Below are 22142 nucleotides of genomic sequence, written 5' to 3' on the forward strand. Positions count from 1 at the left end.
GAATAGCAGTTATGACTGACACGCATTCTATTGCACAACCGTTCGAAGCAGAAGTCTCCCCGGCAAATAACCGTCAATTAACCGTGAGTTATGCGAGCCGCTACCCGGATTACAGCCGTATTCCCGCCATCACCCTGAAAGGTCAGTGGCTGGAAGCCGCCGGTTTTGCCACCGGCACGGCGGTAGATGTCAAAGTAATGGAAGGCTGTATTGTCCTCACCGCCCAACCACCCGCCGCCGAAGAGAGCGAACTGATGCAGTCGCTGCGCCAAGTGTGCAAGCTGTCGGCGCGTAAACAAAAGCAGGTGCAGGATTTTATTGGGGTAATTACCGGTAAACGGAAAGTCGCCTGATACATTGACCCGGTAGCGCCAGTGCTACCGGGTATTATTCGCCGCGTTATACCAACGCGCTCTCCATCTGTTTTTCAAATGCCTGACGAATTAACCCCATAATGTAAGGAAGTTGTGCGAGGTCACTGAAACCAATTTCCACATCGCCATTGCCCCATCGCCCAACATTTGTCACATCTTTGGCAATACCTTTCGGATCGACCAGTTCATGAAACTGCATATTAAGCGACAATCGCAGTCGGCTTTTTTGCGGCACAACATCAACAAAATTTGTTTCAGCTTTAAACGCAATATATAGCTTCAATACTTCCTGCGTGATCCCTGCGTCCAGGCGCATAACTTCATCGCGAAGATGATCGAATAACACCCGGCTATGCGAACCATCAGCAAGAAAAGGATAATCACTCAGGCTGTAACTTGTTTTGTTCTCCGGTTGCCCCCGATAAACAGCTAAAACCTCTTCAGGAAGAGAAGGCGCTTGCCAGACCTGAACCGCAAGCTCCGCCAGACGATCGGCTCGGGCGTGAATGGCAGCTTCATCCCATTTTTCGCACTGTCCAAGACCGATATTCAAATAGAGCGGGCTATGTTTAAAGCCATCTTCAATATCGCGTTTTTCCGCGAAAGGTCTGTCACTGTAGCGGGAGTTATAGCGCGTTAATGTGAGATTCCCCAACGTATGCAGCAGTTCTTTATGCACACGCTGCCAGTCACTTCCCAGCTCTTCACGCCATTTAGCCGACAAATTTTCGTTCTGCGGCATAATGTGCTCAATCGTAAACTCTTCCACGCGCTCTCTGCGTTTATCGTTTTCCAGTCGTCGTAACCAGTAGCTGCGACTACGGAAGTTATAGAGATCGCGAACTTTTAATTCCCGTTTAAATTCATCATCGTTGGGGAAACGACGATATGAAGGTAGATTCAGAAAATGTACCTGAATACTTTCCAGATAATTTTCTTTATTAATAACTTTATAAAAAGTGGCAAATGTCTTGTTCAAAGAATTTGTCGGAATTGCACATACTGCACGGCGGAAAACATAAGATTCAATTAAACGAATTATGCTCAGGAAATCTTCGTGAGACAAAACGCCATTTTTATAGTCATGATAAAGCGCCAGTAAGAAAGGATACGCCACATCAACCTTTAACTCGCGCAAATCCTGAAAAGCCGTAGCAAGCGATTTGTCACTTTCTTTTCCCAATGCCATTGCACAGTAATACTCCGCGTAGATGTGAATATCTTCAACCAGCCGATCTACGCCTTTTTCAGCAACACTCTGGCTACGGGCATGGAGTTTAAATGCCTCATAGACTTCATCTGTCCGCGGGATCTCCCCCGTTTTTACCGTCAGATAATGACGCATAAAACTGTCAAAATATTCGCTGTAACCTTGCTGACCAAAAGCGACTTCCATTGGACGCCAGTGATCTTCATACAACCGGGTTTGATGCTCTGGTTCGAGGCCCATCAGAATAAAATTGCGCACCAGATCGGCCTGACCTAACGCCTTACCGGTGGAGTTCATACTTTCAAAAATCAGTTGCGGATTATCCTGACCACGATTAAGCGCCACATCGACAATTAATAACTTTGCTAACCCACGACATAAGGGGATCAAGTCATCACCGAGTTTGGCAATTTGTTCATCAAAGAAAGTAAAGTTTTCCATTATTCGATGGGAATAGTTTTCTGGCATTGGCCTTTGTTTTATTAACGCCAGTAAACTGTCTTTATCAGTCTCGGTCAGCAGTAATTTAAAACCTTTCTCGCCGGACTCATAAGGATTGAGCAAATAATAATTACGCAATTTCATTGCCGAAAAGCCATCAAAAACTTCGTCTTCGCCAAGATGGCGCGATAAAGCCTCAATCAGCAACATTGCGGTCGTCAGCCGCTGCTGACCATCAATGACCAGCAACGGAGAAATACCAGAAACCTGATACAATCCCTGCTCTATATAAACAACCGAACCGATAAAATGCGCTGATATATCGTCACGCTTTCCTGCACGAATGATGTCGTCCCAAAGTTGCCGACATTGTTGCCCGGTCCATGAATAAGTCCGTTGATAAATGGGAATAACAAACTGCTGCGAACGTTTTAAAAAATCGAGTAGGCGAGCTTCTGTAGCTTTCATTCTGACGTCTTTCCGTGAAGCGATGATTTCGCAATAATAACCACTTCCTTGTGGAGGTTATAGAGAAATCCTGTTTATCCGCGACGAACAGCACTCTCACTCCACATCCTCCCTGCGTAGCCCAATATCCCTCAACCGCTCATCACTCATCTGCTGTAACACGCGCCGGGTCTGCTTTTTCAGCCACCAACTCCTCACCGCCTGCCAGAGTTGCACAAGTCCGATAAACGGCGCTTTAGCTTTGTTTTCGTGAAATTCCATCTGCTGCCTCCTCATCTTTCAGAGGCTTCATCATCCGCCTTCTGGCAGCTCACAATACAGATGCAAATATTACTTTTATTTAACATACAGACAGGTTAAAACAGCATCTGCATCCGGTTTTTTAGCCTCATCTGTACCGGTTTTTCTCTCTGTATGGTCCAAAGAAGGAATACAGCATGACGCGTTACCAACATCTGGCGACTCTGCTTGCCGGGCGGATTGAGCAAGGGCTGTATCGTCACGGGGAGAAATTGCCGTCGGTGCGCAGCTTAAGTCAGGAGCACGGCGTCAGCATCAGCACCGTGCAGCAGGCGTATCAGACGCTGGAGACGATGAAGCTCATCACTCCGCAACCACGTTCGGGTTATTTTGTCACGCAACATAAAGCCCAGCCGCCAGTGCCGCCAATGACACGTCCGGTGCAGCGCCCGGTGGAAATTACCCAGTGGGATCAGGTGCTGGATATGTTGAAAGCGCATAGCGACAGTTCTATTGTTCCGTTCAGTAAAAGCACGCCGGATGTCGAAGCGCCCAGCCTGAAACCGCTCTGGCGGGAGCTAAGTCGGGTGGTGCAGCATAATCTACAAACCGTTCTCAGCTATGATTCATTAACCGGTCAGCGGGTATTGCGCGAGCAGATTGCCCGACTGATGCTCGACAGCGGCTCGGTGGTCACCGCTGATGACATTGTCATCACCAGCGGCTGCCATAACTCGATGGCGCTGGCGCTAATGGCAGTGTGTAAACCAGGCGATATCGTCGCGGTCGAATCGCCCTGTTATTACGGTTCGATGCAGATGCTGCGTGGCATTGGCGTGAACGTGATTGAAATCCCGACCGATCCAGAAACTGGCATCAGCGTTGAAGCGCTGGAACTGGCGCTGGAACAGTGGCCGATTAAAGGTATCATTCTTGTGCCAAACTGTAATAATCCGCTGGGATTTATTATGCCGGACGCGCGCAAACGGGCCGTTCTCTCTCTCGCTCAGCGTCATGATATTGTGATTTTTGAAGATGATGTCTACGGCGAGCTGGCAACGGAGTATCCGCGCCCGCGGACCATTCACTCATGGGATATCGACGGGCGAGTGCTGCTGTGCAGCTCGTTCAGTAAAAGCATTGCGCCCGGCCTGCGCGTGGGCTGGGTCGCGCCGGGACGTTATCACGATAAACTGCTACATATGAAATACGCCACCAGCAGCTTTAACGTACCGTCCACGCAAATGGCGGCAGCAACGTTTGTACTGGAAGGTCACTATCATCGCCATATCCGGCGTATGCGGCAGAACTATCAGCGCAATATGGCGCTTTATACCTGCTGGATACGGGAATATTTTCCCTGCGAAATCTGTATTACGCGCCCGAAAGGCGGATTTTTACTGTGGATAGAATTGCCTGAACAGGTCGATATGGTCTGCGTCGCGCGGCAGCTGTATCGCATGAAAATCCAGGTGGCGGCAGGCTCGATTTTCTCGGCTTCCGGCAAATACCGTAATTGTCTGCGCATCAACTGCGCTTTGCCGCTCAGCGAAACCTATCGCGAAGCACTGAAGCAAATTGGCGAGGCCGTGTATCGGGCAATGGAATAATTTCGAAATAGTGGCGAAACACCTGATTTACTCTCACGAATCACCTGTAACTCGTTTTATCTCTGCTGGGCCATCGCCACGTTCCAGCATGGCTTAGGCCAAGCGCGCTTTGTTCATGCCGGATGCGGCGTGAACGCTTTATCCGGCCTACAAACCGCGAAAATTCAATAGATTGCAGAGATAATGTAGGTCTGATAAGCGTAGCACATCAGGCAGCTTTGCGTTTGTCATCAGCCTCTGATTAGTATTCGATCCATGGATCGCGCTTGCTTTCAGGCAAGGGCTGATCTAATGCCTGCATTTGCTCTGCCGAAAGTCCAGTAATCTTTTGTATCCATTCAGGATCCGCCCCATTCTGCAACAACAATCGGAGGAGGCTCTGTTCCCCTTCTTCTTTCCCTTCTTTCCTCCCCCTCTCCCTTCCCAACAGCCATCCATCATTATGAATTCGCTCTGCAATCGTCATTATTCGCTCCCTGTGTTGTGGCATTCGACGGGTTAGTTCGCTGATAAACTCTTTAAAACTCGCTTCATCGCCAGCCAGTAAAATGTAATTTAACAGCGCGGTTATCTGGCTGTCATTAGCGCACCCTGTAACCAGTAATACTGCCAGTTGATCAATAAGCCCCATTAGATCGCGCTGGCGAATATGCTTTTGGATCAACTCCAACAGGGCGACTCTGCGATGCTGCACAATCTCGTCGTCTGGCACGACAGTGATATCCACCAGCGGGAACGCGGCGTTATATACTCGTCATACTTCAAGTTGCATGTGCTGCGACTGCGTTCATTCACCCCAGTCACTTACTTTTGTAAGCTCCTGGGGATTCACTCACTTGTCGCCTTCCTGCAACTTGAATTATTTAGAGTATAAAGCTTCCGTGCGGTAGTCGGGTCGGCAAATTCGTCCAACCAGCACAAAGACCAGGGGTAAGGACTACGGCTACCGTGATAAAACAGCATCGGGATAACCAGCGGTAGCGGCCGGCGTTTATCATGCTCTATATGGCGCTGCATCACCGCCATGGAATATCGCATCAGGCGAAACGCCATATGGATATCCTCGCGACTCTGATGCTCAATCACCACATAAATATAGCCATCGCCTTCGCGGGTCTTTACCGACCACAGAATATCGGAGTGTAGCGCCCGCAATTTTTCATCGACAAAGCTGGCAGATTCCAGTTTTAAGGTGTCGAGATCGCATAGTTCACGTAAGCCTTTTGGTAAATGGATCTCCATAAAATCCCGCGCAGTGTCAGGGTGCGTGAGAAAGGTTTTAAATAATGCATCATGCGGCGTGCTGGTCGTGAAGTTTGTCATGGCGATCCATCACCTGTTGATAAGATGACCCGACTTTAGCGACTAATAAAACCATTCTCACCCGGCAATTTCCCATTCCCCGAGGCACTTTCCAGGCTATTTTTGTTCTCCTGCAAGCGATACATTTTTATGGAAGATATCTCGCTTTTTGCGTTTTCTTACCGTCAGGCTCTATTCTTACGATATGAATAAAATCATTGAACTCCGACGCGCCAAAATGTTGGCGCTCTCTTTGCTGCTCGTTGCTGCCGCGACTTTTATCGTTACGCTGTTTTTGCCGCCCAACTTTTGGGTGAGCGGCGTGAAGGCGATTGCCGAAGCGGCGATGGTCGGCGCGCTGGCGGACTGGTTTGCGGTGGTGGCGCTGTTTCGCCGCGTGCCGATTCCGATTATTTCTCGCCATACGGCGATTATTCCGCGTAATAAAGACCGGATTGGCGAAAATCTCGGCCAGTTCGTGCAGGAAAAATTTCTCGATACTCAGTCCCTGGTGGCATTGATTCGACGTCACGAACCGGCGTTGTTAATTGGTAACTGGTTCAGCCAGCCGGAGAACGCCAGCCGCGTCGGTCAGCATCTGTTGCAGATCATGAGTGGTTTTCTCGAACTGACCGATGATGCGCGTATTCAACGTCTGCTTAAGCGTGCGGTGCATAAGGCGATCGATAAAGTGGATCTTTCCGGCACCAGTGCACTAATGCTGGAGAGCATGACCAAAAACGATCGTCATCAGGTGCTGCTCGATACGTTAATCGCACAACTGATCGCCCTGCTGCAACGAGACAAATCGCGCAAGTTTATCGCCCAGCAGATCGTCCGCTGGCTGGAGAGCGAGCATCCGCTGAAAGCCAAAATTTTGCCCACTGAATGGCTGGGCGAACATAGCGCGGAGTTGGTTTCTGACGCCGTGAATTCTTTGCTTGATGATATCAGCCGCGATCGCGCACATCAGATCCGCCATGCGTTTGATCGCGCTACCTTCGCGCTGATCGATAAATTGAAAAACGATCCGGAAATGGCGGCACGGGCCGATGCCGTGAAAAGTTATCTGAAAGAAGATGAAGCATTTAACCGCTATCTTGGTGAATTGTGGGGGGATTTACGGGAATGGCTGAAAGCGGATATCAACAGTGACGATTCTCGCGTGAAAGAACGTATTGCTCGTGCAGGACAGTGGTTTGGCGAGACGTTAATTGCCGATGATGCCCTGCGCGCCTCGTTAAATGGTCATCTGGAACAGGCCGCGCACCGCGTCGCGCCAGAGTTTTCAGCATTCCTGACTCGCCACATTAGCGATACGGTAAAAAGTTGGGATGCGCGCGATATGTCCCGGCAAATCGAGTTAAATATCGGCAAAGATCTCCAGTTTATCCGCGTTAACGGCACGCTGGTCGGCGGTTGTATTGGGCTGATATTGTATTTGTTGTCGCAGATCCCGGCCTTGCTACCCTTCAGCAATTTTTAGGAAGCGATAAAAATTATGCCAGGGGCGAACTGAGAAAAGCAGCTACAGTTTCAGCAAACCAATAATGCCCCTACTTCTATTTTTCTGATCTGGTGGTCAGTGAAGCTATCTGCGACAGCAAAAAGAAAATGCGCGAATACATGGCGGCGTTTAAACCTGTTCATGTAATGCAACAGCCGAACGGCGTTAAGGATTTATTAAGATCGCTACGTATACTTCCCGATATCTTATTGATTTGCCTTAAAGGGATTACCGTGACAAAAAGTATTTCATTAAGTAAACGCATCTCCGTAATTGTGATTCTTTTTGCCATTGTGGCAGTGTGTACTTTCTTCGTGCAATCTTGCGCCCGTAAAAGCAATCATGCAGCATCATTTCAGAATTACCACGCCACCATTGACGGCAAAGAAATTGCAGGCGTAACGAATAATATCTCCTCGCTGACCTGGTCGGCACAGAGCAATACCCTGTTTAGCACTATCAACAAACCTGCCGCCATTGTTGAAATGACCACCAATGGCGATTTGATCCGCACTATTCCTCTGGATTTTGTTAAGGATCTCGAGACGATCGAATACATTGGCGATAATAAGTTTGTCATTAGCGATGAGCGCGATTATGCCATTTATGTGATTTCACTTGATGCCAACTCGGAAGTAAAAATCCTCAAAAAAATAAAAATCCCGCTGCAGGAAACCCCGACCAATTGTGGTTTTGAAGGGCTGGCCTATTCTCCTGCCGATCAAACTTTCTGGTTTTTTAAAGAGAAAAATCCGATCGAGGTCTACAAAGTGAGCGGGCTGTTAAGTAGCAATGAATTGCACATCAGCAAAGACAAGGCACTACAACGGCAATTTACTTTAGATGATGTGTCCGGCGCAGAATTTAACCAACAAAAAAATACGCTTCTGGTGCTGTCTCATGAATCACGCGCACTCCAGGAAGTAACGCTGGCTGGCGAGGTTATCGGTGAAATGTCACTAACCAAAGGCAGTCGAGGTTTGTCGCATAACATCAAACAGGCCGAAGGAGTTGCGATGGATGCCTCTGGTAATATTTATATCGTTAGCGAACCAAATCATTTTTATCGCTTTACCCCTAAATCATCGCATTAACAGGCTGGCATGTTTCACCTTTTTGTTATTAACTTGTTAACTACAAAAAATACAAACAAGGTTAAACATGCCTCCGTCCTCGCATCCCGTAGAACGCTTTTCTTTCAGCACCGCGCTTTTCGGGATGCTGGTTCTGACCTTAGGTATGGGATTAGGTCGCTTCCTTTATACACCTATGTTGCCCGTCATGATGGCGGAAGGGGCGTTTTCATTTAGCCAGCTCTCGTGGATTGCCAGCGGCAACTATGCGGGGTATCTGGCTGGCAGTCTGCTATTTTCGTTTGGCGCATTTCACCAGCCGTCGCGCCTGCGCCCATTTCTGTTGGCTTCTGCCCTGGCGAGCGGATTGTTGATCCTCGCAATGGCATGGTTGCCGTCATTTATCCTGGTGTTATTGATTCGCTTCCTGGCGGGTGTCGCCAGCGCTGGAATGCTGATTTTTGGTTCGACGCTGATTATGCAGCACACGCGCCATCCTTTTGTGCTGGCAGCTTTGTTTTCTGGCGTTGGCATTGGCATCGCGCTGGGCAATGAATATGTTCTGGCAGGCCTGCATTTTGCCCTCTCCTCGCAAACGTTATGGCAAGGCGCCGGGGCGCTTTCTGGCATGATGCTGATTGCACTTACGCTTTTAATGCCCTCGAAAAAACACACCGTCGCGCCAACGCCATTGGCAAAAACGGAGCAACAGATAATGAGCTGGTGGTTACTGGCTATTCTGTACGGTCTGGCGGGATTTGGTTATATCATCGTCGCGACTTACCTGCCGCTCATGGCGAAAGATGCAGGCTCACCATTGTTAACCGCCCATCTCTGGACGTTAGTCGGCTTATCAATTGTGCCTGGTTGCTTTGGCTGGCTATGGGCAGCAAAACGTTGGGGAGCATTACCCTGCCTGACGGCGAATTTAATGGTACAGGCTATCTGTGTGCTGCTTACTCTCGCCAGCGACTCGCCTCTCTTGCTTATCATCAGTAGTATCGGTTTTGGCGGTACCTTTATGGGCACGACATCTCTGGTGATGACTATCGCCCGCCAACTGAGCGTACCGGGAAATCTCAATCTTTTAGGCTTTGTGACGCTCATTTACGGCATTGGGCAAATCCTCGGCCCGGCGCTGACCAGTATGCTTGGCAATGGGACATCGACGCTTGCCAGCGCCACTCTCTGCGGCGCGGCGGCGTTGTTTATTGCTGCGCTTATCAGCACAGTGCAATTATTTAAGCTACAAGTGGTCACTTCATGAGGGCTGTTTCCCTTACCACTCAAGAAACTCAACCTCAACCATTGATGTCAGCCAGACCCCGTTTTCCGCTTGCCAGAAAGGGATCCCTCGTTTCGCCATTTCCTGTGCTTTGACGGTTAAGATAACCGGCGAACCGTGTCTTGCCCCAACTTTGCGAGCCGTTGCTTCATCAGCAGAGAGATGCACATGATGACGCTCCCCTGCAATCAGCCCCTGTTTTTTTATCGCCTCAAGAAAACGGCTTGCCGTACCGTGGTAGAGAAATTGTGGCGGTGTTTTTTCGATGAAGGCAATGGCGACCTGCGAAGTCGAATGGCCCTGAACGGCGCGAATACACGTACCATCACTGGAATAACTAAAGCGCTTCTTATCGCTGGTGGCGACCACAGTCTCCAGTAATGCGCGGGTTAACCGCTTGCCCGCTTTTTGTGCACAGAGTATGAGCTTATCGATATCCGCCCATCCTTCACGGTCCAGCACGATGCCAATCGCCTCCGGTTTATGTCGGAGGACAAAACTTAAAAACTTGCTCGTCTCTGCCAGCTCTTTGTCGTTGTATTTTGCCATTTTGCATTCGTCCTTGTATTCGCCGCCTTTACTCACCAGCCGTTATTGTCACCGTGTTTATGAATTTTCTGCAACTCAATCCTTACAGGAAGGTTCTCCGCGCAGCGTAATTTTTCCACGTAGCCGCCACAAGCATACATAATGGGGATTGTTATGGCACAACAAGGGGATGCTGTAGCTGGCGTGTTAACCGAGCATGATGTCACCGTTTTACTGCCCGCGATGTATTTAATGGGCAACCCGGTGCAAAATGTCGGTCGCTGCCTGGGGACAGCCGAAGTAAATGCCAAATATTACCCGCATATCATTACGGTCTGCGTGATTAACGCGTTGCTGTCAAACCTGGTTATGCAGCTTATTATTTAACAAGGAGTTACCATGATTGATTATTCCGCAGCCGGTTTTACCCTGCTGCAGGGAGCGCATTTATATGCGCCGGAAGATCGAGGAATTTGCGATGTCCTCGTCGCTAACGGCAAGATTATCGCCGTTGCCAGCAACATCCCTTCTGACATCGTACCGGACTGCACGGTTGTCGATCTCAGCGGGCAGATCCTCTGCCCCGGTTTTATTGATCAACACGTCCATTTGATTGGCGGCGGCGGCGAAGCAGGCCCCACTACACGCACGCCGGAAGTCGCGCTTAGTCGTCTGACAGAAGCGGGCGTCACGTCAGTGGTTGGTCTGCTCGGCACCGACTCTATCTCTCGCCACCCGGAATCCTTACTCGCCAAGACTCGTGCGCTCAATGAAGAAGGCATTAGCGCCTGGATGCTGACCGGTGCTTATCATGTTCCTTCCCGTACCATTACAGGCTCGGTGGAAAAAGATGTGGCGATTATCGATCGCGTGATTGGCGTGAAATGTGCCATCTCAGACCACCGCTCGGCCGCGCCGGATGTTTATCATCTGGCCAATATGGCGGCGGAATCCCGCGTTGGAGGTTTGCTCGGCGGTAAACCTGGCATCACCGTGTTCCACATGGGCGACAGCAAAAAGGCGTTACAGCCCATCTATGACCTTCTTGAGAACTGCGACGTCCCCATCAGCAAGTTGCTGCCGACCCACGTTAACCGCAACGTTCCGTTGTTTGAGCAGGCGCTGGAGTTCGCGCGCAAAGGCGGCACCATCGATATCACCAGCAGCATTGACGAACCGGTCACCCCTGCCGAAGGTATTGCCCGCGCCGTTCAGGCGGGTATTCCGCTGGCACGCGTCACCCTCAGCTCCGACGGCAACGGTAGCCAGCCGTTCTTCGATGACGAAGGAAATTTAACCCATATCGGTGTTGCAGGTTTTGAAACATTGCTGGAAACCGTGCAGGTGCTGGTCAAAGGCTATGATTTCAGTATCAGCGATGCCCTGCGTCCACTCACCAGTAGCGTCGCTGGTTTCCTTAACCTGAACGGGAAAGGCGAAATTCTGCCGGGCAATGACGCGGATCTGTTAGTGATGACACCACAGTTGCGTATCGAACAGGTATACGCTCGCGGCAAACTGATGGTCAAAGACGGCAAAGCGTGTGTGAAAGGAACGTTTGAAACTGCATAAGCAGTTCCGAACGCTTGAACAGGCGACTGGCGTTGAGCTGTTTAATCGCCAAAGGCAACGCTACAACTTCTGTGTGGGGCGATTTATTAACCGCCCCCTGACATGCCACTGCGAGTTACGTTTCAGCACTTTTTGGCTCTTCATGGGCCAATTATTCAAGCAAGTTGCCTTCGGCAGCTGTGGAATATCTGGCTACCGGAGTACGCCATACAACAAGAAATTCGCAGCGGGCAGCTCATTGTCCTGAATCGGGACGAATTAGTTATCCCGCATTCCGGATGAATCCCGTTGCAGAGCGTTTCTGGCGTGAACTGCGTGGGCTAAAGATTGAACCTGGCTGAAAGTTTTCTGCAGAAAATGGAATTCTGACATTAGCGCCGGATGGTGATTAATCCATCCGGCAAACGCATTTATTATCTTGAATAACTCAGGCTTTTGCTTCGTTGAAACGCAGTAAACGAAAACCTGTAGAAGCATAGATCAACGCAAATATCATCGAGCAGAAACAGAATACACAGTACGGCAAGTAACTAAACGTCGGAACACCTAGTGTCGTCGCCATATACAATCCGGCAGCTGACCACGGAATAATTGGCGCGCTCATGGTGCCAAAATCTTCCAGCGTTCGGGCTAAGACTAACGGTGATAAATTAAGATCTTCGAATTTCTTCATCATCAATTCGGAAATAACAATTTTATTCAAACCATCAGAACCGGTAAGCAAGTTAATGATGATCGCTAAAACACCGCTTGCCAGAATAGCGCCAAAGGCACTTTTTATTTTGTTTGCCGCACTTTGTAGTGTGACATCCATCATTCCTGTTCCCGTCAGGATGCCAGCAAACATCATGGCGCAGATAATAAATGACAGGAATCCGCCCTGGTTATTAAGACCGCCCTGTTCGAGCAGTTCTTTCACAGAAGGTAACAGTGTCGTTGAATCAGTGATCATCGTCAGACGGAAACCACTCATTGTGGCCTTAATACCTTCTGCCAGCGGGAAACCTTGATACAGCCATCCAACCAGCACAGCCACAAACGCACTGCTTAATAATGCCGGTACCGTAGGCAAACGCAAAAAGGTAAAGCACAGAACAATAAGCATAGGCAACAGTGGTAACAGACCAAACTTATATAACTCTTTAAGCTGTACCAGCATCTGCATACTTTCTGGTGAAATAGACCCCGTAGAAGTATGAATCATCCCTAGCCAGGTGAAAAACAACAGACTAATAATCGTTGATGGGATGGTCGTCCAGAGCAGATATTTAATCAGATCATAAAGTTTAGTTTTGGTTACTGCAGAAGTCAGGTTGGTGGTATCACTTAACGGTGAGAGTTTGTCGCCAAAATAAGCCCCAGTCACAATGGCTGCCGCCAGAATTGGAAGATCGGCATGTAAGCCGGAACCGATGCCCATTAATGCAACACCAATAGAAGCTACAGATCCCCATGATGCCCCGGAAACATAGGACAATACTGCGTTCAGAAAAAACGCTATGGCATAAAGCCATGCGGGTGCAACCAGTAACATACCGTAATAAACCAGCATCGGCAGTGTACCTGCATAGCTCCATGTCGCGACCATAAAGCCAACAAAAATAACGATAAGTACCGGTGCCATCACCGCCGAAATCTTATCGATAATAAACCCCTGAATTTCATCCCAGGTATATTTCAGCTTAGCCATTGCAATAATGCAGGAAAACGCCGCTGAAATTAATAAACAGACGCTGGCAGGCCAGCCCATAACACCGATGCCAACAACCAACACGATCATCATAAAAATGATCGGTGTTAGCGCGACATAAAAACTGGGTTTTTCTCTCATGACTTTATTCCCTGTTAAAAGACTTTTACGCCATTTTGCTGTAAGCGTTCCTGTACCGTCTGAATATCTACCTGTGAAACGGTAGTGTTATTTTTAATGGCAATCGCAGCGGCAGTCCCTGCACCTTCTCCAGTGACAATACAACACCCCATATTACGGATTGTTGCGTATGCGAAATTATCTGCATCGATTGCCCGTCCGCAAACCAACAGGTTTTCAACTTGCTGCGGAATCATTACGCCATAAGGGATTTGAAAATAGTTCGCTTCAAGAGGTAATTTAAGATGACCATTTCCATCTATAAATTCAGGGAATATACCTATCGAATCAACATGACGCCCTTCATTACAAATATCATTTTCAGTCAGTTGAGTTCGCCCAAGAATATGTCTTGATTCTCTTGTTCCTACTGTCATACCGAAATTTTTTAATTGCGCCTGTTCAAATCCTGGCTGGAATTGACGCAAAGCTTCAATCGCCTGCATGGCTTGCTTACGGCCCTCTATTTCGGCACGCGTCAGGTCAAAAACATCCGTACAATCAACGGCAGGGATGCTGACAACGTTCAAGTAATTCGCATCACCATACTCAGTGACCGTGCTCCAGGAACCGCCTAACGTCACATCTTCAGGAATAATCCCCGCCGATTTTCCTTTCGCAAAAACTTTACCCAGATAAGGGCTAAACATATCGCGACAAGATTCATGAACATCATAAGACCAGTTTTTATTTTCTTCATCCGCCCCCCAGTCTCCATATTTAGGTTGCGTGCTCTTAATATTTTGCATGAACGCGTTTTTATTGACATTTGCGCAACTAAAAACGGTTGTCATACACATCAGCTCTTCACGTTCACGCTTAATAAATGGCGCTCCGGCAAACCATGCAATATCGGCATCACCAGTACAGTCAATAATGACATTCGCCAAAATGGCCTGACGACCAGATTTACTCTCTGTTATTACGCCGAGTAAATTATTGCCCTGCTTAATAACATCAACGGCGGTAATATGTAGTACGCGGCGCACACCCGCCTGCTCAAGCATTGCATCCGCAACCAGTTTGAAACGCTCGGCATTAATAGCCTGACTATTCGATTGCGGCTCAGGGCTGGACGCCCCCATTGATTTTGCCGTTTCTTCTATTTCGCGTGCCAGTCCACCTGACTCCACTGTATTTTCATGACGCCACCATGCAATTGACTCGACACCAGCCGTCGTCATCATACCGCCGAAACAGCCGAAACGCTCAATCAGCATAGTTACTGCGCCCTCACGAGCGGCACTCATTGCTGCTGCAATACCCGATGGACCACCACCAACAACTAATACTTCCGTGGTTGCCAGTACAGGTATATTACGAGCGGGTTCCAGATAAAATTCCATACTTTATCTCCGTATTCAATAATTGAGTAAAATAATCCCCCGCGCTTATATAAACGCGTTGATATTTTTAATTATTAACAAGCAACATCATGCTAATACAGACATACAAGGAGATCATCTCTCTTTGCCTGTTTTTTATTATTTCAGGAGTGCACACACATTTTCCGTCTCCCTGACTTATCACCACATTGGTATTTATGGAGCACATCACAATACTTCAATGCAATTCAACCATCGCACCAAAATGAAACACTGCAATATTAAAGCTTTTTCAATTTGAAAAGCATCAATCTGCATGTTCAACATTTGGATAGAGATTATAGCTTTTAAGCTTACGCCATAATGTTGTACGACCAATTTTTAATACTTCAGCAGCTTTAGTCAGATTCCATTCGCAGACCCGACATGTATGTTCAATAGCTTGCATCTCCAGTTCTGCCAGTGAAGTAAGATGAGGAATATCATCGTCGCCACTACTATTATTTTGTCGGATATCTAATGGAATATTCTCTAATCCGAGGACAAGCCGATTGCAGTTAATAAACACCTTCTCCATTCGGTTTTTGAACTCAGAAATATTCCCAGGCCAACGATACTCAAGCAGAACTGAATTTGCGTCAGGCGTGATTGTCATTTTCTTTCGGGTACGCTCCTGATACTTATCAATAATATCGTCAATCATTTGCTTGAGATCTTCACGACGTTTACGCAATGGTGGGATTTCAATTTCATTCATGGAGATCTCATAATATAGTTGTCGGCTAAAAGCCCCCTGCTGCACGTACTCACGTAAAGAACTACTGGTACATGTAATCAGGCGGAAGCGTACAGGAATCAAACGATGACTATCTGAGCGAGTAACAAGCCCCGTTTTCAATACTTTCAATAAAACACTCTGAACTTCCCCTGATAGATATTCGACTTTATCCAGATATAAGGTGCCATTATGCGCTAGTTCAAATTTCGATGGCGAAGGGCCAACATCAGAACCAAGAAGTTCGTGTAAGATATTTTCTGGTGATAGCATCTGACAATCTACAGAAATAAATGGCCCATCACTTTGCTCACTCTCATTATGTATTGCCATCGCCAGACTCAATTTTCCCACACCTTCTTCGCCATTGATTAAAATCGGAGAGATGGATTTAATTGACCTACGAGCGATAAGCAGTACCTGTTTCATGCCACTTGAAACCGCATGTAAACTGTCAAAGGTAAAATTTGCGTTAGTGCTTATTTGCTGTTGGGCTATTTTCCTAATTTTGTCCAATGGATGAAGAAAAAGCAAAAACGAGCCATCACTTAACGGGCGAAGGGTAACCATCAGTTCAATAAATTCACCACGGCATTCGAGGACAATTTGCTTTTGCGATAGTTTGTTTCGTTGTGTAATCGCCTCATTCAAAATCGGCGGAAATACGAAACCTTTTCGGATGTTCTGACCAATTAAACTTTCTTTATCAATATTCAGTAGTGTTTGCGCCTGAGGATTAACCATCGTAATCAAAGAATGGCTATTCCAACAAATAAAACCATCATCCATGCATTCAATCACAGCGTTATGCTGACAGAGTACTTTGTTTATTAACTTTTGTTCATTTTCAATATAGATATAATTAGCAATTTCTGTTGCACATGAATATGATGTTTTTAATTTAATAAGCTCGGCTGTAGTTTCAATTATACATACAATATATCCGTGGATATTACCATAATAATCAATAACCGGAGCTGCACTCATTGCATAACAATGCAACTGCTCACTAAAATGTTCTGCTCCTTCCAATTGCGTATATAAATTTGTTTCCCGACAAAGACTATATACATTGGTGCCAATACCATCTTCAGCCCATGACATACCAGATTCAATTCCTAACTCTCGCAATTGACTGGAATAATCGTCTGCTGCATTCAACGATAAAACCCAGCCGTGTGGGTCAAGGATCAAAAATGCCAGCCGGTCGTCACCAGCCAGGGTGAAATAGTCTTCAACAACTCTTTGCGAAATTCTAATAAACTCTTCGTTACGAGAAAAAATCGTCTGTAATGTTTGCCCGGAAGCTTTGACAGGCGTGTTCCAGTGGCGAGGATCGCAATGCTTGAGACATTTTTGCCATGACCTCAGCATCACATGATTAGTCGAATTTGTCGCGACCCAACCATGTTTAACAAACATTTTCCATTTATTTTTTAGATCATTATGATACGACTCTTTATTCATTATAATAATATCCATTCAAGTCACTTCCAGAACTTGTATCAGAATGCTATGCCAGTAAGTTTGATCAAACGCAATAATATCTGGTCTACATCCTTACAAAAACAGACCTTATCAACAATGTAATCACACATACATTAGAAAGAATAACCGTTAAAGCAATAAAAGACGAATAATACATTAGATAAATTTTAAAACTGCCAACAACATCTGAAATCTTTGCGTTTGATATTTATAATTATTCAAACTGAAACAACACCGGCATAGGAGTTGTTTCACTGTGAAACAATGCAGCGAAGTTTGTTCTGCCATTTTATTTCCTCAAAGATATTTCATCGTTAAATTCCAAAATTGACTGACTATTCTAATCAGCATAAATATCAGGAGAAATAATGTATGGCGAGGATGCGTGCAATCGAAGCAGCAGTAGAAATACTGAAAAAAGAAGGCATTAGCGTTGCTTTTGGAGTACCCGGCGCAGCTATAAACCCACTCTATGCCGCGATGAAAAAATCAGGCGGTATTGATCATATTCTGGCCCGTCATGTTGAGGGCGCCTCGCATATGGCTGAAGGTTACACCCGCAGCCATGATGGCAATATTGGCGTGTGCATTGGCACATCAGGCCCTGCGGGCACTGATATGATTACCGGGCTTTATTCTGCCTCTGCGGATTCCATTCCTATTCTCTGCATTACTGGTCAAGCTCCCGTAGGAAAACTTCATAAAGAAGATTTCCAGGCCGTCGATATTGAGGCTATCGCCACGCCAGTGACCAAAATGGCCCGCACAATTCTCGAAGCGGGTCAGTTACCGGGAATTTTTCAGAAAGCCTTTTGGGAAATGCGTTCTGGCCGTCCCGGCCCTGTTCTTTTAGATCTGCCTTTTGATGTTCAGATGACCGAAATTGAGTTTGATATCGATCTCTATCAGCCACTCACTCCCTGGAAACCCCAGGCGACGCTGGCCCAGGCAGAACGTGCATTGAAAATGCTTAACAGTGCAGAAAAACCCGTCATCATTGCTGGCGGCGGCATTATTAATGCCGAAGCGAGCGAACTGTTGCGCGAGTTTGTTGAGTTAACCGGCGTTCCCGTCATTCAAACCTTACGCGGTTGGGGCGCATTATCGGACGATCACCCTTTAATGATTGGTCGCATGGGATGTCAGGCGGGTCACCGCTATGGTAACGCCAGCTATCTTGCCTCTGATTTTGTTTTTGGTATCGGTAACCGTTGGGCAAACCGTCATACTGGAGCTATTGAAACCTATACAGAAGGCCGCAAATTTATTCATGTTGATATCGAGCCAGCGCAAATTGGCCGGATATTTGCGCCGGATCTGGGTATTGTTTCAGATGCTGAAAGCGCCTTAACGTTATTTATTCAGGTTGCCCGTGATATGAAGTCGCGCGGAGAACTGAAAGACCGTAGTATCTGGGCTGACGAATGTGCCGAGCGTAAACGTACAATGCTCCGCCGCTCAGACTTTGACTGCAATCCGATTAAACCGCAGCGCGTGTACCATGAAATGAATAAGGTTTTTGGGCCAGAGACGCGCTATATTTCGACAATTGGTCTGGCGCAAATTGCTGCGAACCAATTTTTGCATGTTTACCGCCCACGCCACTGGATTAATGCTTGCCAGGCAGGACCACTAGGCTGGACAATGCCCGCAGCATTGGGCGCAGTGAAAGCAGATCCGACTGTTCCCGTTGTGGCAATATCCGGTGATTACGATTTTCAATTCTTGATCGAAGAGTTAGCCGTCGGCGCACAATTTAATCTTCCATATATCCATATTTTACTTAATAACGCTTACCTTGGTTTGATTCGTCAATCACAACGCGCATTTGATATTGATTACTGCGTCCAGTTGTCATTCGAAAATATAAATGCCCCAGAAGTTAATGGTTATGGTGTTGATCATAAATCTGTGGTTGAGGGATTAGGGTGCAAAGCTATTCGCGTATTCACCCCACAAGATATTGGACCTGCACTACAAGAAGCCCAGCGTTTGCGTGACGAATTTCACGTACCTGTTGTCGTAGAGATTATTACCGAGCGCGTGACTAATATCGCTATGGGACCTGACATTAATAAAGTCACAGAATTTGAAGAAACTCTCGACTTATAAGGAAACAGGATTATGGCAAAGTTTGCAGCGAATTTATCAATGCTTTTTACCGAGCATCCATTTATTGAACGTTTTGCGCAGGCAAGTCACGCAGGATTCCACGGCGTTGAATATCTTTTCCCCTATGACTTTTCCACTGACGAGCTGGCTTCGCAACTGCATCAACATAATCTGACTCAGGTTTTGTTTAATCTTCCAGCGGGTAACTGGCAAGATGGCGAGCGGGGTATCGCATGTCATCCTGGTCGGTCAAAAGAATTTCAGGAGGGTGTTTGCAGAGCGATAGAGTATGCACTGGCCCTTAATTGTTCACAAGTGAATTGCCTTGCAGGGAAACATCCAGGTGGTTATTCGCATGAACAATGTCATGAAACACTGGTCGAAAATTTGCGCTATGCGGTAGATAAACTGGCTTCTCATGGGATAAAGCTGGTTCTGGAAGCCATTAATACAAAAGATATTCCCGGTTTTTTTGTTAACAACACCAGACAAGCCCTCAATATTATTCATGACGTAAACCATCCTGATTTTCGCTACCAATATGATATTTATCATATGCAAATCATGGAAGGAAATATTGCTACAACAATCAAAAACAACCTGAATAACATTGGGCATATTCAATTAGCCGATAATCCAGGGCGTCATGAACCTGGGACGGGAGAAATTAATTACCCGTGGTTGTTAAATTATATAGACCAGATTGGTTATCAGGGATGGATTGGTTGTGAATATATTCCATCTACGACAACGACTGAAAGTCTACACTGGCTAAAAAACGAGAGTCAAATTTAATCCCTGAGGATATTTATCATGAATATTGGATTTATCGGCACCGGTATAATGGGCAAGCCGATGGCTTATAATTTACAACAAGCCGGACATACCCTTTATTTTTCAGCGCATTTTGAACCTGCACCGCAAGAGCTTATTGGTGAACGTGGCATTGTTTGCTCTACACCGAGTGAAGTCGCGCAGGAGTGTGAAGTCATCATCACCATGCTCCCTGATACCCCACATGTTGAGGATGTTCTTTTTCATCCCAACTATGGCGTAATACACGGTTTAAGCCACGGGAAAATTGTGATTGATATGAGTTCAATTTCCCCGGTTGCCACCAAAGCATTTGCACAGCGTATTATCGCGGCAGGCGCGGAATATATCGATGCGCCCGTCTCTGGTGGTGAAGTTGGCGCGAAAGCCGGGACGCTTTCCATTATGGTTGGCGGATATGAAGAGGTTTATTTACAGATCAAACCGATTCTGGAATTGATGGGTAAAAATATCACTCTGGTCGGTAACGTCGGTGATGGTCAAACGTGCAAAGTCGCTAACCAAATTATTGTTGCACTGAATATTGAAGCGGTGGCTGAAGCCCTGCTTTTTGCCAGTAAATCAGGTGCCGATCCCGCCCGCGTACGTGAAGCTCTGATGGGAGGTTTTGCTTCCTCTCGTGTGTTGGAAGTTCATGGCGAACGAATGATCAAAGGAACATTCGCCCCTGGTTTTCGAATTAGCCTGCATCAAAAAGATCTGAATCTGGCGCTGGAGAATGCTCGCCTGTTGAATACCCCGCTTCCTAACACGGCGATGACACAACAATTATTTAGCACCTGCGCCGCACTCGGCGGCAAAGACTGGGATCATTCCGCTTTAATTCGGGCGCTTGAAGCTCACGCCAATTACACCATCCGTAAATAATGAATTAAGGGAACCACCGGTTCCCTTTGTTTATTCGTTGCACGGCCCTATCCCCCTATTTTGAAGGACCAGCTATGAAGATAGTTATCTCCCCCGACTCCTTTAAAGAATGCCTTCCCGCATGGAAAGTCGCCGAAGCGCTGGCAACCGGCTGGCGCAAGGTCCTGCCTGGCAGCCAACTGGTGTGTTTGCCCGTGGCTGACGGCGGCGAAGGCACGCTCGAAACACTCATTCATGCGACTGACGGTACGTTTTACACTAAAACCGTCACCGGACCGCTTGGCGAGTCAATACATGCGCAATACGGTATTTTAGGCAACCAAACTACCGCAGTGATAGAACTGGCACAGGCTTCAGGGCTGGAACTGGTTTCTCCGGTCCGCCGTTCGCCCCTCTATACGACGTCGTTTGGCACTGGCGAACTTATTCTCGCCGCCCTGGAACACAATATTGATACCGTTATTCTATGCCTGGGTGGCAGTGCTACTAATGATGGCGGTATTGGATTGATGTCGGCACTTGGCGCATCGTTTACAGACGCTGAAGGGCAAACTGTCTCCGTAAATGGGATGGGGCTGGCGGCAATTCACCACATTGACTTACAGCAACTCGATCCGCGATTGAAAAATGTGAAATTTATCGCAGCCTGTGATGTCACTAACCCACTAACCGGTGATAACGGCGCCACTCAGGTTTTCGGTCAGCAAAAAGGGGCCAGTGCTGATGACCTTGAGCAACTGGAACAGGGAATGAAAAACTATGCCCATTGCATCCATCGATGCTGTGGTAAAGAAGTCGATACGATACCCGGTTCTGGGGCAGCTGGCGGCGTTGGCGCAGCATTGGTGGCTTTTCTTGATGCTCGCCTACAGCCCGGTATTTCGCTCGTGCTGGACGCTATTCAATTTGCCCAGCATTTAAAATATGCGGCATTGGCGATTGTCGGTGAAGGTAAATTAGACCGTCAAAGCTTGAATGGCAAAGCGCCTGTGGGGGCGGCCAAAATCGCCCAGATGATGGGCGTTCCGGTTATCGCAATTGCCGGGTATATCGATGATCAACTTGATCTGAATGAGTTACGCCAGTGTGGAATAGAAGCCTGTTTTTCCGTCGTCAATGGTCCTTGTGATTTACCCACCGCGCTGAGTCAGGGGGAAAATAATTTAATCCGTCTCGGAGAAAATTTGGCAGGATATTTTCATGCAGTCCTGAGTTAATTCTCATTCGGTAAAATGCCCGATAATGCAAATTACCGGGCATA

At 47.2% G+C, this 22142-nt stretch carries 16 protein-coding genes and 6 pseudogenes; 13 read left to right on the forward strand and 9 right to left on the reverse strand.

Annotated elements, in window-relative coordinates; translation table 11 throughout:
* Nucleotides 1–11 precede the first annotated feature (11 nt).
* A complete protein-coding gene (gene symE, locus AACS80_RS03855) occupies nt 12–353 on the forward strand; it encodes an endoribonuclease SymE (protein WP_135410903.1) in 342 nt (113 codons plus the stop codon).
* A 46-nt stretch (nt 354–399) separates the two neighbouring features.
* On the opposite strand, the gene AACS80_RS03860 is transcribed toward symE, so the two are convergent.
* The 3 genes and pseudogenes from AACS80_RS03860 to AACS80_RS23915 all read right to left on the reverse strand — a co-directional run bounded on the left by AACS80_RS03860 (nt 400) and on the right by AACS80_RS23915 (nt 2754).
* Complete coding sequence (locus AACS80_RS03860; protein ID WP_240730915.1) at nt 400–1563, reverse strand: GmrSD restriction endonuclease domain-containing protein; 1164 nt, start codon at nt 1561–1563, stop codon at nt 400–402.
* Between the two features lie 276 nt (nt 1564–1839).
* Nucleotides 1840–2493: pseudogene (locus AACS80_RS03865) on the reverse strand (DUF262 domain-containing protein); the annotation flags it as partial.
* A gap of 96 nt (nt 2494–2589) precedes the next feature.
* Complete coding sequence (locus AACS80_RS23915) at nt 2590–2754, reverse strand: DUF1127 domain-containing protein (RefSeq protein WP_105287040.1); 165 nt, start codon at nt 2752–2754, stop codon at nt 2590–2592.
* A 176-nt stretch (nt 2755–2930) separates the two neighbouring features.
* Between AACS80_RS23915 and AACS80_RS03875 the strand changes: the two genes are divergently transcribed.
* Nucleotides 2931–4343, forward strand: coding sequence for an aminotransferase-like domain-containing protein (locus AACS80_RS03875; RefSeq protein WP_131161299.1), 1413 nt, complete (start codon nt 2931–2933; stop codon nt 4341–4343).
* Between the two features lie 241 nt (nt 4344–4584).
* Here AACS80_RS03875 and AACS80_RS03880 read toward each other — a convergent pair.
* Together AACS80_RS03880 and AACS80_RS03885 are read right to left on the reverse strand one after the other, a co-directional pair.
* Nucleotides 4585–5085 (reverse strand): annotated as a pseudogene (locus AACS80_RS03880) (Rpn family recombination-promoting nuclease/putative transposase); the annotation flags it as partial.
* Between the two features lie 125 nt (nt 5086–5210).
* Nucleotides 5211–5666, reverse strand: a pseudogene (locus tag AACS80_RS03885) (Rpn family recombination-promoting nuclease/putative transposase); the annotation flags it as partial.
* Between the two features lie 184 nt (nt 5667–5850).
* On the opposite strand from AACS80_RS03885, the gene AACS80_RS03890 reads away from it, so the two are divergent.
* The 4 genes and pseudogenes from AACS80_RS03890 (at nt 5851) to AACS80_RS03905 (ending at nt 9492) form a co-directional block, all read left to right on the forward strand.
* Entirely contained in the window at nt 5851–7131 is a 1281-nt protein-coding gene (locus tag AACS80_RS03890) for a DUF445 domain-containing protein (RefSeq protein ID WP_138183660.1), read from the forward strand.
* Between the two features lie 34 nt (nt 7132–7165).
* Nucleotides 7166–7325 (forward strand): annotated as a pseudogene (locus tag AACS80_RS03895) (2-hydroxyacyl-CoA dehydratase); the annotation flags it as partial.
* A 60-nt stretch (nt 7326–7385) separates the two neighbouring features.
* Nucleotides 7386–8246 (forward strand): SdiA-regulated domain-containing protein, encoded by an 861-nt coding sequence (locus AACS80_RS03900; protein ID WP_135410901.1) that lies wholly within the window; start codon nt 7386–7388, stop codon nt 8244–8246.
* A gap of 67 nt (nt 8247–8313) precedes the next feature.
* Entirely contained in the window at nt 8314–9492 is a 1179-nt protein-coding gene (locus AACS80_RS03905; RefSeq protein ID WP_130204702.1) for an MFS transporter, read from the forward strand.
* Between the two features lie 12 nt (nt 9493–9504).
* Here the strand turns inward: AACS80_RS03905 and kptA are convergent, their stop codons facing one another.
* Nucleotides 9505–10059: an RNA 2'-phosphotransferase gene (gene kptA / locus AACS80_RS03910; RefSeq protein WP_135410900.1), complete on the reverse strand. Its 555-nt coding sequence runs from the start codon at nt 10057–10059 to the stop codon at nt 9505–9507.
* A 171-nt stretch (nt 10060–10230) separates the two neighbouring features.
* Between kptA and AACS80_RS03915 the strand changes: the two are divergent.
* The 3 genes and pseudogenes from AACS80_RS03915 to AACS80_RS03925 all read left to right on the forward strand — a co-directional run.
* Nucleotides 10231–10425 (forward strand): annotated as a pseudogene (locus AACS80_RS03915) (hypothetical protein); the annotation flags it as partial.
* A 12-nt stretch (nt 10426–10437) separates the two neighbouring features.
* Entirely contained in the window at nt 10438–11610 is a 1173-nt protein-coding gene (gene iadA, locus AACS80_RS03920) for a beta-aspartyl-peptidase (RefSeq protein ID WP_135410898.1), read from the forward strand.
* 37 nt (nt 11611–11647) lie between these two features.
* Nucleotides 11648–11951 (forward strand): annotated as a pseudogene (locus AACS80_RS03925) (hypochlorite stress DNA-binding transcriptional regulator HypT); the annotation flags it as partial.
* Between the two features lie 86 nt (nt 11952–12037).
* Here AACS80_RS03925 and nhaC read toward each other — a convergent pair.
* The 3 genes from nhaC to dhaR form a co-directional block, all read right to left on the reverse strand.
* Nucleotides 12038–13441 carry a Na+/H+ antiporter NhaC gene (nhaC, locus tag AACS80_RS03930; protein WP_001208425.1) on the reverse strand — a complete coding sequence of 468 codons (1404 nt, stop codon included), beginning with the start codon at nt 13439–13441 and terminating at the stop codon, nt 12038–12040.
* 14 nt (nt 13442–13455) lie between these two features.
* Nucleotides 13456–14826 carry a putative intracellular survival FAD-dependent oxidoreductase IbeA gene (ibeA, locus tag AACS80_RS03935; RefSeq protein WP_130204690.1) on the reverse strand — a complete coding sequence of 457 codons (1371 nt, stop codon included), beginning with the start codon at nt 14824–14826 and terminating at the stop codon, nt 13456–13458.
* Nucleotides 14827–15112: 286 nt separating this feature from the next.
* The gene (dhaR, locus tag AACS80_RS03940) at nt 15113–17047 is read right to left on the reverse strand and encodes a dihydroxyacetone kinase operon transcriptional regulator DhaR (protein WP_138183693.1); all 1935 of its coding nucleotides are present in this window, start codon (nt 17045–17047) and stop codon (nt 15113–15115) included.
* A gap of 393 nt (nt 17048–17440) precedes the next feature.
* Here dhaR and gcl point away from each other — a divergent pair, with 393 nt between their 5' ends.
* The 4 genes from gcl to AACS80_RS03960 all read left to right on the forward strand — a co-directional run bounded on the left by gcl (nt 17441) and on the right by AACS80_RS03960 (nt 22098).
* On the forward strand, nt 17441–19180 hold the full coding sequence (gene gcl, locus AACS80_RS03945) for a glyoxylate carboligase (RefSeq protein WP_130204686.1): 1740 nt from the start codon (nt 17441–17443) through the stop codon (nt 19178–19180).
* A gap of 12 nt (nt 19181–19192) precedes the next feature.
* Nucleotides 19193–19975 carry a hydroxypyruvate isomerase gene (gene hyi / locus AACS80_RS03950; RefSeq protein ID WP_130204684.1) on the forward strand — a complete coding sequence of 261 codons (783 nt, stop codon included), beginning with the start codon at nt 19193–19195 and terminating at the stop codon, nt 19973–19975.
* 18 nt (nt 19976–19993) lie between these two features.
* Nucleotides 19994–20881 (forward strand): 2-hydroxy-3-oxopropionate reductase, encoded by an 888-nt coding sequence (locus AACS80_RS03955; protein WP_130204682.1) that lies wholly within the window; start codon nt 19994–19996, stop codon nt 20879–20881.
* Between the two features lie 74 nt (nt 20882–20955).
* On the forward strand, nt 20956–22098 hold the full coding sequence (locus AACS80_RS03960; RefSeq protein ID WP_130204680.1) for a glycerate kinase: 1143 nt from the start codon (nt 20956–20958) through the stop codon (nt 22096–22098).
* Nucleotides 22099–22142: the final 44 nt, after the last annotated feature.

Origin of the sequence: Escherichia sp. E4385, from assembly GCF_963883145.1 — a bacterium.
GTDB lineage: Bacteria > Pseudomonadota > Gammaproteobacteria > Enterobacterales > Enterobacteriaceae > Escherichia.

Coding starts and splice junctions, on each gene's coding strand:
- gcl (WP_130204686.1), top strand. CDS start 17,441: ATGGCGAGGATGCGTGCAATCGAAGCAGCAGTAGAAATACTGAAAAAA.
- ibeA (WP_130204690.1), bottom strand. CDS start 14,826: ATGGAATTTTATCTGGAACCCGCTCGTAATATACCTGTACTGGCAACC.
- hyi (WP_130204684.1), top strand. CDS start 19,193: ATGGCAAAGTTTGCAGCGAATTTATCAATGCTTTTTACCGAGCATCCA.
- iadA (WP_135410898.1), top strand. CDS start 10,438: ATGATTGATTATTCCGCAGCCGGTTTTACCCTGCTGCAGGGAGCGCAT.
- AACS80_RS03905 (WP_130204702.1), top strand. CDS start 8,314: ATGCCTCCGTCCTCGCATCCCGTAGAACGCTTTTCTTTCAGCACCGCG.
- nhaC (WP_001208425.1), bottom strand. CDS start 13,441: ATGAGAGAAAAACCCAGTTTTTATGTCGCGCTAACACCGATCATTTTT.
- AACS80_RS03890 (WP_138183660.1), top strand. CDS start 5,851: ATGAATAAAATCATTGAACTCCGACGCGCCAAAATGTTGGCGCTCTCT.
- AACS80_RS03860 (WP_240730915.1), bottom strand. CDS start 1,563: ATGGCATTGGGAAAAGAAAGTGACAAATCGCTTGCTACGGCTTTTCAG.
- AACS80_RS03960 (WP_130204680.1), top strand. CDS start 20,956: ATGAAGATAGTTATCTCCCCCGACTCCTTTAAAGAATGCCTTCCCGCA.
- symE (WP_135410903.1), top strand. CDS start 12: ATGACTGACACGCATTCTATTGCACAACCGTTCGAAGCAGAAGTCTCC.
- AACS80_RS03955 (WP_130204682.1), top strand. CDS start 19,994: ATGAATATTGGATTTATCGGCACCGGTATAATGGGCAAGCCGATGGCT.
- dhaR (WP_138183693.1), bottom strand. CDS start 17,047: ATGAATAAAGAGTCGTATCATAATGATCTAAAAAATAAATGGAAAATG.
- AACS80_RS23915 (WP_105287040.1), bottom strand. CDS start 2,754: ATGGAATTTCACGAAAACAAAGCTAAAGCGCCGTTTATCGGACTTGTG.
- kptA (WP_135410900.1), bottom strand. CDS start 10,059: ATGGCAAAATACAACGACAAAGAGCTGGCAGAGACGAGCAAGTTTTTA.
- AACS80_RS03875 (WP_131161299.1), top strand. CDS start 2,931: ATGACGCGTTACCAACATCTGGCGACTCTGCTTGCCGGGCGGATTGAG.